The organism is Mycobacterium shunyiense, from assembly GCF_058270075.1.
This window is the reverse complement of the sequence record NZ_JBZDPU010000014.1, coordinates 636020-648771: the sequence shown is the minus strand read 5'-3', so window position 1 is coordinate 648771 and position 12752 is coordinate 636020. Positions and strand designations below refer to the sequence as shown.

Below are 12752 nucleotides of genomic sequence, written 5' to 3'. Positions count from 1 at the left end.
TCATGCACACGCCCCGGGCACTCATCGTCGTCGACGTGCAGAACGATTTCTGTGAGGGCGGCTCGCTGGCGGTCACCGGTGGGTCGGCGGTGGCGCGGGACATCACCGCACTGCTCGCCACCGACCACGGATACGACCATGTGGTGGCCACCAAGGATTTCCACATCGACCCGGGCGACCACTTCTCCGACACCCCCGACTATCGGACGTCGTGGCCGCGGCACTGCGTGGCCGGCACCTCGGGTGCGGCGTTCCACCCCGATTTCGATCCGGCCGCGGTCGAGGCCGTGTTCGAGAAGGGGCACCACTCGGCCGCCTACAGCGGCTTCGAGGGCGTCGACTCTTCGGGGACGGCGCTGGCGGACTGGCTGGCCGGGCGGGGCGTCGAGGCGGTGGACGTGGTGGGCATCGCCACCGACTACTGCGTCGCGGCCACCGCCGCCGACGCGGCCAGGGCGGGCCTGCGCACCCGCGTGCTCACCAGCCTCACCGCAGGTGTGGCGCCCGAGAGCAGCACTGCGGCAATCGATGAACTTCGCAGCGCCGGAGTGGAAGTCATCTAGTCGGATCGACGGGCCGGCCCGACCAGCGCGGCTCCCGACGCTCGACGTAGGCACGCACGCCTTCGCGCGCGTCGTCGTGCGCCATCAACTGCAGGTGAATCTCGGTCTCCCGGGCGCCGACACCCGCCCTGTCGAGGTCATATGAATCCCACAGCAGCCGCTTGCTGGCCGCGACGGACATCGGCGCGGTGTTGACCGCGATGTCGTGTGCCAGTTCCAGTGCGGCAGGCAGCACCTGCTCCCACGGCAGCGCCCGGCTCCCCAGGCCCAGTTCGACGGCGCGATGTCCGTCGAATGTGGTTCCGGTCAGCAGGATCTCCGCCGCATTGGCCAGGCCCACCAGCCGGGGAAGCACCCAATGTGAGTAGGCGTCGCCGACCATGCCGCGCCGGGCCTGCACCACGCCGTACCGGGCATCGGCGGCGAAAAACCTGATGTCGCACTGCAATGCGATTGTCAGGCCGATCCCGATGGCATGTCCGTTGACGGCCGCGATCACCGGCTTGCCGAGGGTCCAGGCCGGTACGGCCAGGCCGGCGGCGCTGAACTCCTGCCCCGGCTCGGTGAAGGTCTGCTCCCCCGCGCCGAGATCCGCGCCGGCACAGAACGCGGGTGGCGCCCCGGTCAGCACGATCACCCGGACCGCGTCGTCGGCGTCGCATCGCAGGTAGGCATCGGCCAACTCCTCGCGCATCCCGCCGCCGAAGGCGTTGCGCTGCGCTGGGCGGTCCAGCGTGATGACCGCGACCTGGTCGTCGACGGTGAGCCGCACCGTCTGATACTCCGGCGGTTCAGAGCGAAGGGTCACAGCTCGTAAGGTACCGCCGCCCGTTCGTCCGGCCGCAGATCCCCGAGCGCCGTATCGTCGAATTTGTGACCTCCACGGATCAAGTTGACCGAAGCGCTCTGGAAACGTGGCGGGGCAAGCCGTACCCGCTCGGTGCGACCTATGACGGCTCGGGTACCAATTTCGCGTTGTTCAGCGAGGTCGCCGACCGGGTCGAACTCTGCCTGTTCGATCCCGACGAATCCGGGACTCTGCACGAGACGCGGGTGACGCTTCCCGAGGTAGACGGATTCGTCTGGCACGGTTTCGTTCCCGGCATCGAGCCCGGGCAGCGCTACGGCTACCGGGTGTACGGCCCGTACGATCCGGCGGCCGGGCACCGCTGCAACCCGAACAAGCTCGTGCTCGACCCGTATGCCAAGGCCATCGAAGGTGCCTTCGACTGGGGCCAGCCGCTCTTCTCCTACGACTTCGATGATCCTGATACCCGCAACGACGACGATTCGGCGACCCACATGCCGAAAGCCGTGGTGATCAATCCGTATTTCGACTGGGGCGTCGACCACCCACCCAGCCACGAGTATGCCGACACCGTCATCTACGAGGCCCACGTCAAGGGCCTCACCCAGACCCACCCGGACATTCCCGAGCAGCTGCGCGGAACCTACGCAGGCGTTGCCCACCCCGTGATCGTCGAGCACCTGAAAGCCTTGGGGGTCAACGCCGTCGAGCTGATGCCGGTGCACCACTTCGTGGATGACTCCACCCTGGTCGACAAAGGTCTGTCGAATTACTGGGGTTACAACACGATCGGGTTCCTGGCGCCGGACCCGCGCTACAGTTCGGCCGGCACCCCGGGCGGGCACGTGCAGGAGTTCAAGGCCATGGTGCGTGAGCTGCACGCCAACGGCATCGAGGTGATCCTCGACGTCGTCTACAACCACACGGCCGAGGGCAACCACCTGGGGCCGACGCTGTCGATGCGCGGTATCGACAATGCCGCGTACTACCGGCTGGTGGACGACGACAAGCAGTACTACATGGACTACACCGGTACCGGCAACAGTCTCAACGTCGGTCATCCCCACTCGTTGCAGCTCATCATGGACTCCTTGCGGTACTGGGTGACGGAGATGCATGTCGACGGTTTCCGCTTCGACCTGGCCGCAACGCTGGCCCGCGAGTTCTATGACGTGGACCGGCTGAGCGCGTTCTTCGAACTGGTGCAACAGGATCCGATCGTCAGCCAGGTCAAGCTGATTGCCGAGCCGTGGGACGTCGGCCCCGGCGGTTACCAGGTGGGCAACTTCCCGCCGCAGTGGACCGAGTGGAACGGCAAGTTCCGCGACACCGTGCGCGACTATTGGCGGGGCGAGCCGGCCACCCTCGACGAGTTCGCCTACCGGCTGACGGGTTCGGCCGATCTGTACGAGCAGACCGGCCGTCGCCCCTTCGCCTCGATCAATTTCGTCACCGCACACGACGGCTTCACACTGCGTGATCTGGTGTCCTACAACGAAAAACACAACCAGGCCAACGGCGAGGACAACCGCGACGGCGAGAGCAACAACAAGTCGTGGAACTGCGGGGCCGAAGGTCCGTCCGACGATCCTGCGGTCAACAGCCTGCGCGCCCAACAGCAGCGCAACTTCCTGGCCACCCTGCTGCTGTCCCAGGGTGTTCCGATGCTCTCCCATGGCGACGAGTTGGGCCGCAGCCAGCGCGGGAACAACAACGTCTACTGCCAGGACAACGAGATCTCCTGGATCGACTGGGCCACAGCCGATCTCGACCTGGTCGAGTTCACCCGGTCGGTGTCGGCGCTGCGCGCGGCGCATCCGGTGTTCCGGCGCCGCAGGTTCTTCGACGGTCGACCGGTACGGGAAGCGGGCGCGGCCGCACTGCCCGACATCGCCTGGTTCGCCCCTGACGGCTCCGACATGTCCGCCGAGGACTGGGAGACGGGATACGCCAAGTCGGTTGCCGTGTACCTGAACGGTCAGGGCATCGCCGACCCGGATGTCCGGGGCCAGCGCGTGGTGGACGACTCGTTCCTGTTGTGCTTCAACGCGCACTACGAGCCCATCGAGTTCGCGTTACCACCGGCGCAATTCGGTGCCCGCTGGATTCCCGCGATCAGCACTTCGGCAAACTCCACACGCGATGCCGCCCCGGCCGGCAGCACGGTCAGTGTGGATGCGCGCGCCGTCCTGGTGCTGCAGGCCGAATCAGATTGAGCGTCAATTCAAAGCGTTGCTAATTGGTCCAATGTCCGTGCCCTAACCAGGAAATCTGGTACCTTGAACATGTAGCAGCCGTGGCCGCCTAAGTAGACGTTGAGCGCTTGCTTGATGTCACCGGCCGGGCGGGCTGGGGGGTACGAGCCGAAGAGCGGCGGCAACTACCCTGCGGCCACGGCTGCGGCGTCTCAGCGGGTTTGCCGCCCCCCCTTTCTAGCCCCGCGAGTTGGTTCATTCAACGTTCATCTCACCGTCGCGCACCATGCAATACCTCTGTTACAGAGGTATTGTGTCGGCGTGGAAACACATCGAGATCTTGTGGGCGAACTCTTCACCGTCGTCGGCCGGTTCCGTAGGCAGTTACGCCGGTCCACCGGCGGCGGATTCGATGCCACCGGGGTGACCCAGTCCCAGGGCGAACTGTTGCGCCTGGTCGGCCGACGGCCCGACATCTCGGTGCGGGAAGCGGCCGCCGAACTCAGCCTGGTGCCCAACTCCGCCTCCACGCTGGTGTCGCGACTGGTCGGCGACGGACTGCTGGCCAGAACCACCGACGACTCGGATCGGCGAGTGGTCCGTCTACGACTCACCCCGCCCGCACAGGCGATCGCCGACGAGTCAAGGGCGGCCCGCCGCGCCGCGCTTTCGGCCGTGCTGGCACAACTCGACGACGACCAGATCAATGACCTGGCAAACGGATTGGACGTGATGACCGAACTGACCCGGCTCCTGCACGAGGGGGACACATGACCGACCCGGCCATCGACTGCCGGCACCTGACCCATCGTTACGGCACCTTCACCGCCGTCGACGACCTCACCCTGCAGGTACATCGCGGCGAGACCCTGGGCCTGCTCGGCCCGAACGGGGCAGGCAAGACCACAGCGGTGCGGGTGCTGACCACACTGACGCCGGTGCAGGAAGGCGAGGTGCGGATCTTCGGTCTCGACGCCGAGCGGCGCACCATGGACATCCGACACAACATCGGCTATGTGCCGCAACAACTCTCGATCGAGGCGGCACTGACGGGTCGACAGAACGTCGAGTTGTTCGCGCGACTGTACGACGTGCCGCGGGCCGAACGCAGGGAGCGGGTCGACCGGGCGCTGGAGTCGATGCAGCTGCTCGATGTTGCCGATGCCGTGGCGGGCACCTACTCAGGAGGCATGGTGCGCCGACTCGAGCTGGCCCAGGCACTCGTCAACCGTCCACTGCTGCTGATCCTCGACGAGCCCACGGTCGGGCTCGATCCCATCGCCCGCGACAGCGTCTGGACGCAGGTCGGCCGGATGCAGGCGGAGTTCGGGATGACGGTGCTGCTCACCACGCACTACATGGGCGAAGCCGACGCCCTGTGTGACCGGGTGGCGCTGATGCACCACGGCCGGTTGCAGGCGGTCGGAACGCCGGCCGAACTGAAGGAACGGGTCGTCAAGGCCACCGATGCCCCCGATGCCACGCTCGAGGACGTCTTCCGCCACTACGCCGGTTCGGACCTGACCGACGACGGGCAACAGAACGGCGGCATGCGCGAGGTACGTGCCACCCGCAGGACGGCCCGCCGTGTCAGCTGAGTCCCTGGTCCTGGCGCCGCGCGGGATGCGACGGGTCCGCGCGATGGCGCTGCGGATGTCGGCCTTCGCCCTCGTCGAACTGCAGAAGCTGCGCCACGACCGCACCGAACTCTTCACCCGCATGGTCCAGCCCGCGCTGTGGCTGCTGATCTTCGGCCAGACCTTCAGCCGACTCCATCTCGTAGACACCGGTGGCGTTCCCTACCTGACATTCCTGGCGCCGGGCATCATCGCCCAGTCGGCCCTGTTCATCTCGATCTTCTACGGCATCCAGATCATCTGGGACCGCGACGCCGGCATTCTGGCCAAACTCATGGTTACGCCGGCGCCGGCCTCCGCCCTGGTGGCGGGCAAGGCGTTCGCAGCCGGGGTGCGCTCGGTGGTCCAGGTGCTCGGAGTTGTGCTGCTTGCCTATCTGATGGGCATCGCGATGACGGTCAATCCGCTGCGCATCCTGGCCGCGATGGCCGTGGTGGCGCTGGGTGCGGCGTTCTTCGCGTGTCTGTCGATGACCCTGGCCGGGTTGGTGCGCAAACGGGACCGGCTGATGGGGATCGGCCAGGCCATCACCATGCCGTTGTTCTTCGCGTCCAATGCGCTCTATCCCGTCGACATCATGCCGACCTGGCTGCGATGGCTGTCCACGGTCAACCCGCTCAGCTATGAGGTGAACGCGCTACGCGGGCTGCTGATCGGCACACCGACCAATTGGGCACTCGACATCAGTGTGCTGATCGTGGCTGCGGTGCTCGGAGTCGTCGTCGCCTCGTCGTTGCTGCGTCGACTGGTGCGCTAGACGCATCCCCGGTGCACCCAACCAACCGGGTGGTTTAGGGTGCAGACAGATCCACCGACAGGGAGACGGTCATGCAACTGGCGCTCACACCGGAGGAAGCAGCTTTCCGCGATGAGCTGCGCACCTTCTACACGACGAAGATTCCCGCCGAGCTTCGAGAACGAAACCGGCTGGGGCTGCCGATCGGCAAAGAGGGCATCATCACGGCGCACAAAATCCTCCATGAGCACGGTCTTGCGGTGCCCAACTGGCCCGTCGAGTGGGGCGGCAAGGACTGGACGCCCAACCAGCATCAGATCTGGCTCGACGAGATGCAGTTGGCCAGCGTTCCCGAGCCACTGACCTTCAACGCGAGGATGGTCGGCCCGGTGATCGCCGAGTTCGGCTCGCAGGAGGTCAAAGAGCGCTTCCTGCCGCCGACCGCGGCGCTGGACATCTGGTGGTGCCAGGGCTTCTCCGAGCCCGAGGCGGGCTCCGACCTGGCCTCGCTGCGCACCACCGCGGTGCGCGACGGCGACAGCTACGTCGTCAACGGCCAGAAGACGTGGACGACGCTCGGTCAGCACGCGGACTGGATCTTCTGCCTGGTCCGCACCGACCCGCAGGCCCCCAAGAAGCAGGCCGGCATCTCGTTCCTGCTGTTCGAAATGGACACCCCCGGTGTCACGCTGCGCCCGATCAAGCTGATCGACGGCAGTTACGAGGTCAACGAGGTCTTCTTCGAAGACGTCCGGGTGCCCGCCAACCAGCTCGTCGGCGAGGAGAACCAGGGCTGGACCTACGCGAAGTTCCTGCTCGGCAACGAGCGGACCGGCATCGCCCAGGTGGCCCGCACCAAGGTTCGCCTGGCCGAGGTCAAGGAACGTGCCGCGGCCAACGGCCTGCTGGCCGATCCGCTGTTCGCCGCCCGCCTGGCCGAGGCCGAGAACGACGTCCTCGCACTGGAACTCACCCAGATGCGGGTGACGTCGGATTCGGCCGACGGCAAGCCCAGCCCGGCATCCTCGGTGCTCAAGCTGCGCGGCAGCCAGCTTCAGCAGACCGCCACCGAGCTGCTCGTCGAGGTGGCCGGCGCCGACGCGCTGCCGTACGAGGCCGACGACATCGCCTCACCGGAGTGGGCCCAGCACGCCGCCCCGCACTACCTCAACTACCGCAAGACCTCGATCTACGGCGGTAGCAACGAGGTGCAGCGCACCATCATCTCGTCCACCATTCTCGGATTGTGAGTTGAGCCATGGACTTTCAGCTGACTGACGAACAGACCCTGCTGGCGGACACCACCCGTGACCTGCTGTCGGGCTACGACACCGAAAAGCGCAACAAGGTGGTGGAGTCCGAGCCCGGATTCGACCGCCAGGTCTGGGGCCAGCTCGCCGAGATCGGCGTTCTGGGACTGGGTTTCGATGAGGACTCCGGCGGCCAGATCGAGATCATGGTGGTGCTGAACGAGATCGGACGCCGGCTGGCACCCGAACCCGTCCTGCACGGGGCGATCGGCCCCGGCGCGATCATCGCCGAGGTGGGTACCGACGCCCAGCGCGCCCTGCTCGACGACGTCGCCGCGGGTGAGCGGATCCTGGCCTTCGCCCACGCCGAACCTGGCTTGCGGGGATCGGCCGGGGTGACGACGACCGCGACGAACAGCGGCGACGCGTGGACGCTGAGCGGCACCAAGAACCCGGTGCTGGCCGGCGACGTCGCCGACACGCTGATCGTCAGCGCCGCCCTGCCCGATGGAGGAACTGGACTGTTCCTGGTCGACGCCGCGAACGTGACCCGCACCGGCTACCGCACCTTCGACGGCCAGCGCGGCGCCCAGATCACCTTCGATGCCACGCCTGCCGAGCCGCTCGGCTCGGCCGCCGACGCCGGTGAGGCGATCACCAACGCCCTGGTGCGGATCTCGGCGGCGCTGTGCGCCGAGGCGGTCGGCGTGATGGAGGAATCGCTGCGCCTGACCACCGATTACCTCAAGCAGCGCAAGCAGTTCGGGGTCACACTGAGCAAGTTCCAGACGCTGACCCAGCGCGCCGCCGACATGTACATGTCGTTGGAGCTGGCGCGCAGCATGGGCACCTACGCCGCAATGTCGATCGCCGACGGCGAGCTCAACCCGGTGATCGCGGCGCGCGCCAAGCTGCAGATCGGCCGCTCGGGTCGGCACATCTCGCAGGAGTCGATCCAGCTGCACGGCGGCATCGGCGTCACCGCGGAGTACCCCGTCGGCCACTACGCCGCACGACTGACCGCGATCGAGCACACCCTGGGCTCGTCGTCGGATCAGCTACGGACGCTGGTCGGCCAGCTCGACAGCTACGAGATCGCCACGCTCTGACATCAACCGCTCAGCGGCTTCTGAGAGCGCCTCGGCCGGTTCTTCTACGACCTCCCGGCCGGCCGGCGCTTTCGGTATCGCCAGGGCGATCAGCGCGGCACCGGCAGCCGCGGCCGCCGCGATCAGCAGCGCAGTGCGGAACCCGGCCGGCGACGGCAGCGCGTGGCCGGCGAACGTGATGGTCATCTGGGCCAACACCGCGGTCATCACCGCGCTGGAGGTCGAGGTTCCCAGCGAGCGGGCCAGTGAGTTGATGCTGTTCGCGGACGCGGTCTCCGACACCGGCACCGCGGCATTGATCAGGGCGGGTAGCGCAGCGAAGGCGAAACCGACGCCGAAGCTGACGATCAGGCCGAGCACCATCAGACCCACGGGGCTGCCCAGCAGCAGGGTGCCGGCCAGGTAGCCCGCGGCGATGATCGCGCTGCCGATCACCAGGACGATCTTCGGCCCGTGCGCCGACACCACCCGTGCGGCGACCGGCGCCGCGGCCATCATCGCCAGGCCACCGGGCGCCATCCACAGACCGGTGGCGACCATGCTCTGCCCCAGACCGAAACCCGTCTCTCGAGGCATCTCGAGCAGCTGGGGCCCCACCAGCGACAGCGCGAACATGCCGAAGCCCACCGCGATCGAGGCCAGGTTCGTCAGCAGCACAGGCCGTTTCAACGTGGTGCGCATGTCCACGATGGGTGAAGGCACCCGGTACTGCCACCAGGTGAACACGCTGAAGGTCGCCACCGCGGCAGCGAACATGCCCAACGTGGTGGCGCTGGTCCAACCCCACATCGCGCCCTTGGAGATCGGCAGCAACAGCAGCACCAGGCCGATGCCCAGCGTGACGGCGCCGACGGGGTCGAAGCGGTGATCGGCGGACACGGGTTCCAGGGCGGGCACCAGCACGACGAACAGGATGCCCGAGGCCAGGCCGAGCCCGGCCGCACACCAGAACAGGGCGTGCCAGTTGAACTGTTCGGCGATCACCGCCGACAACGGCAGGCCCAGCGCGCCACCGACACCCAGGGACGCGCTCATCAAACCCATGGCCGAGGCCACCCGCTCAGGAGGCAGGGCGGCGCGCAGCACGCTGATGCCCAGTGGGATCACCGGGGCCCCGAAACCCTGCAGCCCACGCCCGATGATCAACGGGATCAGCGAGGTGGTCATGGCGGCGATCACCGATCCGGCGAACAGCAGTACGGCGCACAGCACGAGAATCCACTTGGGGCCGAACATGTCCCCGAGACGGCCCAGCATCGGTGTCGCGACGGCGCCGGTCAGCAGGGTCGCGGTGATCGCCCACGAGGCGTTGGCCCCGGTGGTGTCGAGCAGGGCGGGCAACTGCGGGATCAGCGGGATGATCAGGGTCTGCATGAGCGAGACGCTGATACCCGCGGCCGCGAGTACGGCGATCAGCAGCCCACCGGACGCCGATCGGCGCGTAGGCTGATTAGGCATGCTAATGAAGATAGGTGATCGGCGGTCCTAATACACAATCGCCGGTGAACGTGGCCGCACGAGGCCAGGCACGGCGATCAGGATCCCGACCAACCCGTTACCCGGCGATGGACAAAGTAGCGCAGGCGGCGTTTTCAAGTCGACGGTAAGTCCTGCGCATGCACATTTCGTTGATGACCAATAATAATCCGCGCTGTTCGACCATTTTCCGGTTGCTCTGACTCCAGGAATAGTCGCGCATACTGGATGTCAGAATCATTCCAGCGCCTTCAGAGCTACAGATAGTTCCCTCCGTGAAGGGATTGACGACTCATCGTAGTTAAGCCGGTTTACCAGTCGGTCAAGAATCGCTATTTTGCGTGCTTTGCGGCGGCCAACCCCAGTTCTTCCGCGCATTCGCAAGGCGCAATTGAACCAGCTCTTCGCAGACACGCGGGGCGTTCGCCGGGTCCGCGAACAGTTCCTCGATGCGAGCCAAGTTCACGGTCAACCATGCCGCCAACTCGACAGCGGAGCCTTGAGTGCTGTCGTCCCCGCCCTCTAGGTATTGACGCAGCAGAGAAAGCCAGAAGTGATTCTCCTCGCTCGGGTACCGGAGTGGAGTCAGAATCATCTCGACCAACCCACGATCGTTCGTGATATCCCAGCGCAATGATTCACCCGATAGCGTGATCGACGCATCGATGTCGGCGATACCGCGAGAACTTGAATCCGTGAACCGATACGCTGGGTTCAGATAAAGCACCTGCAGGTAACCAACGACAAATTCAAGAAGTGCTCTCACGGCTAACCTCCAGCCTTCGGGGGCGTGAGCGATCTACCATCGCTCGCAATCTCGTATCCATGCGCCTGTAGATATCTGATCTCGGCGCCGGTAAACGTATCCTGTTTTATCATGTCGACAGAGACAGACAGCCTGATCGTGTCGCGGTTAGTTATTGCCATGTCGAGCACATGCTGGTTGGCGGCGAGTTGCTGAGTCGGCGTGGACACGTCCCACGCGTCGCCGATGTCGAAATAGCTCGCTCCGTATTGCTGCGCTAGTTCAATGTACGACGGGCCACCGGGTATCGGGTTGCGGTAGGGGCCGAGAACTGTTTCGCCACTCCCGGTTAGATGTTGCTCCGATAGAACCCGCAGTTCAGGACTCATGTGCTCAAGCGGGTTAACGATATTGAACTCTGGGCGCGCAGTCGGGATCGGGTTGTCAATGTCGAAGGGCACTGGGTTGCCTCCGGGTGCCCCATGCCCGCCCGGATCGATTGGGTGATGACCACCTTCAGATGTCGGGTGATCGACGTGCGGTGATGACGTGTCGACGTGGGGAGGTGTGTGTACCACCTCGTGTGGGACGCCTGGGTGAACAACGTCGCCGAGTGCGCCACGTGCGGCGGCTACTTCGCCCCCGAAGGGGAGGGTCGCCGCAGTGGCCGCTGCATCGAAACCTTTTTGTCCGAGCCAATACTCGGGATTGTTGCGAAACGCTTCGATCTCGGATTCGATGGCCCTGAACGCGGTGCCGTACGGGTCCTTAACCGTCTCGACGACACCGGAACCCATGTCTTTCCACGCGTCTTTAAAGCTTTCGAATCCGTTTTGGCCGGTGAGACTATGGACGCCGTCTTCCATGCTGCGCCAGGCGTCGCCGAAGCCGTCACTGTAACTGGGTCTGGCCGGCGGCGGTCCTGCTGGCGGGGTGTACGGAGGTAGGTTGTCAAGCTCGGATTTGATCCGCTGTGTTTCGGTCAGCATGGCATCGACCCGCGACTCGATCTGGTCGGGCGACACGCCCTGTTGCTGCAACAGCTTTCGCGCCTGAGTTTTGAACTCGGCAATCTGTGCCGGGCTCAGCGGAGGCGGCGCGTTGGAATCCGGTTCAGCTCGGCCTTCGGGTAGGAGCATGTCTTCCAGTGAGTGCGGCGTGCGCAGTTCTGGGTCCGCACCCGAAGGCTTGCTTTCCAGCTTGGCCGCCGGTTTCTTAGCAGCGGCCTCAACCGATTTGGGTACGGCGAACGGGCCGATCTGGCCTGGCGCCTGCCCAGCGGCCGCGGGCTTCTTGTCGCCTGGCCGGTCCTTGTCCTCGGCATCGTGTTTGATCGTGTGGTCGACGAACCGAACGGTGCCGTCACGTTCCTCGCCCTCGCCCTCGCCCTCGAACTTGATTGCGTCCAGTTCGGCGGCTTTGCCCTGTAGGCGTTCGCCGACGAACGAGTCGGTCTGCGCGAGCCGGTCGGCGTACCAGCGGATGTCCTCAGCGTGCTCGTTGGCCGAGTTCTGCCGGGCCCGCATGGAAAACACATCGACGCGCTTGGTGTCAGTGAGCGTTAAGTCCTCAGCAACCCGGAACCGGTCGTCTTCGGCAGCGGTGATCGCGGCAATCGCCTCCGAGGCGGCCGCGTTGATGTCATGGCGGCCCTCCTCGGCAATGTCGGCGGCCTCACGCAAAACACCGGCCTGACGACCCACCACCACGACGTCCCCGGTCACCCGATCCAGCGCGGCGTCCTTCGCGTCGCCTTCCCAGGTCGTGCCGCCCGGCGAGGCAATGTTCTGCCGGTGCTGATCGAACGCGCCCTCCGATTGGGTGGCGGCCTGCCTCCATGCTGTCGCCGCGGCGTCCAGGTAGGAGGTATCCCAGTTCTCGATCTCCGAACGGGTCAGCCCTGCGCCGTCACTGGGGGCGGCTGGGCTCACACCGTCACCGCGATGGCATCGCCACCGTCAGTGTCGGTGGCGTCATAACGGGCGCTACTGCTCGACAGGTCGCCGGCCTGCCCGGTCATCCGCTTCTCCTGACGACCCTGCAACGCGGCCAGTGCCGCGTTGACCGCGGCGACACCGGTCGCGCTGGGATATGAGGATGACGGCCGGCCGGGCTCAGCGCCGTTCAGCGCCGTCGCAACAACAGCCCCACTACTTGCGGCGGCCGCTCTCAAACCACTCGCGTCTACGTTCAATTCGTTTGCCATTGCCGATCCCCCAACTGGACCACCCAC

12 protein-coding genes are annotated in these 12752 nt (G+C 65.8%); 7 read left to right on the top strand and 5 right to left on the bottom strand.

The annotated features are described in order from the left end of the window. The first annotated feature begins 2 nt into the window (after positions 1-2). Positions 3-563 (top strand): isochorismatase family protein, encoded by a 561-nt coding sequence (locus AC4ELH_RS14110; RefSeq protein WP_498884997.1) that lies wholly within the window; start codon positions 3-5, stop codon positions 561-563. On the opposite strand, the gene AC4ELH_RS14105 is transcribed toward AC4ELH_RS14110, so the two are convergent. Beyond that, positions 556-1371: an enoyl-CoA hydratase/isomerase family protein gene (locus AC4ELH_RS14105; RefSeq protein WP_498884995.1), complete on the bottom strand. Its 816-nt coding sequence runs from the start codon at positions 1369-1371 to the stop codon at positions 556-558. The genes AC4ELH_RS14110 and AC4ELH_RS14105 overlap by 8 nt on opposite strands. A gap of 98 nt (positions 1372-1469) precedes the next feature. On the opposite strand from AC4ELH_RS14105, the gene glgX reads away from it, so the two are divergent. From glgX to AC4ELH_RS14075, 6 genes are all read left to right on the top strand, one after another. Beyond that, on the top strand, positions 1470-3587 hold the full coding sequence (gene glgX, locus AC4ELH_RS14100; protein WP_064886573.1) for a glycogen debranching protein GlgX: 2118 nt from the start codon (positions 1470-1472) through the stop codon (positions 3585-3587). Between the two features lie 300 nt (positions 3588-3887). Then, positions 3888-4340, top strand: a complete 453-nt coding sequence (locus AC4ELH_RS14095; protein ID WP_463791778.1) for a MarR family winged helix-turn-helix transcriptional regulator — start codon at positions 3888-3890, stop codon at positions 4338-4340. Continuing rightward, entirely contained in the window at positions 4337-5164 is an 828-nt protein-coding gene (locus AC4ELH_RS14090) for an ATP-binding cassette domain-containing protein (protein ID WP_498884993.1), read from the top strand. The genes AC4ELH_RS14095 and AC4ELH_RS14090 overlap by 4 nt, the downstream gene beginning before the upstream one ends. Positions 5165-5207: 43 nt before the next feature. Next, the gene (locus AC4ELH_RS14085; RefSeq protein ID WP_082941780.1) at positions 5208-5960 is read left to right on the top strand and encodes an ABC transporter permease; all 753 of its coding nucleotides are present in this window, start codon (positions 5208-5210) and stop codon (positions 5958-5960) included. A gap of 71 nt (positions 5961-6031) precedes the next feature. Next, entirely contained in the window at positions 6032-7189 is a 1158-nt protein-coding gene (locus AC4ELH_RS14080) for an acyl-CoA dehydrogenase family protein (protein WP_064885210.1), read from the top strand. Between the two features lie 8 nt (positions 7190-7197). Further along, positions 7198-8298, top strand: a complete 1101-nt coding sequence (locus AC4ELH_RS14075; RefSeq protein WP_498884991.1) for an acyl-CoA dehydrogenase family protein — start codon at positions 7198-7200, stop codon at positions 8296-8298. On the opposite strand, the gene AC4ELH_RS14070 is transcribed toward AC4ELH_RS14075, so the two are convergent. From AC4ELH_RS14070 to AC4ELH_RS14055, 4 genes are all read right to left on the bottom strand, one after another. After that, entirely contained in the window at positions 8248-9756 is a 1509-nt protein-coding gene (locus AC4ELH_RS14070) for an MFS transporter (protein ID WP_498884989.1), read from the bottom strand. The genes AC4ELH_RS14075 and AC4ELH_RS14070 overlap by 51 nt on opposite strands. 340 nt (positions 9757-10096) lie before the next feature. Next, a complete protein-coding gene (locus AC4ELH_RS14065; RefSeq protein WP_498884987.1) occupies positions 10097-10540 on the bottom strand; it encodes a hypothetical protein in 444 nt (147 codons plus the stop codon). Positions 10541-10542: 2 nt separating this feature from the next. Beyond that, entirely contained in the window at positions 10543-12450 is a 1908-nt protein-coding gene (locus tag AC4ELH_RS14060) for a hypothetical protein (protein WP_498884985.1), read from the bottom strand. Beyond that, entirely contained in the window at positions 12447-12725 is a 279-nt protein-coding gene (locus tag AC4ELH_RS14055; RefSeq protein ID WP_448444727.1) for a hypothetical protein, read from the bottom strand. The genes AC4ELH_RS14060 and AC4ELH_RS14055 overlap by 4 nt, the downstream gene beginning before the upstream one ends. Positions 12726-12752 lie beyond the last annotated feature (27 nt).

Bases quoted from the DNA above. Each gene is read 5' to 3' on its own strand.
- AC4ELH_RS14110 (WP_498884997.1), top strand. From the start codon at position 3: ATGCACACGCCCCGGGCACTCATCGTCGTCGACGTGCAGAACGATTTC.
- AC4ELH_RS14090 (WP_498884993.1), top strand. From the start codon at position 4,337: ATGACCGACCCGGCCATCGACTGCCGGCACCTGACCCATCGTTACGGC.
- AC4ELH_RS14085 (WP_082941780.1), top strand. From the start codon at position 5,208: ATGGCGCTGCGGATGTCGGCCTTCGCCCTCGTCGAACTGCAGAAGCTG.
- AC4ELH_RS14080 (WP_064885210.1), top strand. From the start codon at position 6,032: ATGCAACTGGCGCTCACACCGGAGGAAGCAGCTTTCCGCGATGAGCTG.
- AC4ELH_RS14075 (WP_498884991.1), top strand. From the start codon at position 7,198: ATGGACTTTCAGCTGACTGACGAACAGACCCTGCTGGCGGACACCACC.
- AC4ELH_RS14070 (WP_498884989.1), bottom strand. From the start codon at position 9,756: ATGCCTAATCAGCCTACGCGCCGATCGGCGTCCGGTGGGCTGCTGATC.
- AC4ELH_RS14055 (WP_448444727.1), bottom strand. From the start codon at position 12,725: ATGGCAAACGAATTGAACGTAGACGCGAGTGGTTTGAGAGCGGCCGCC.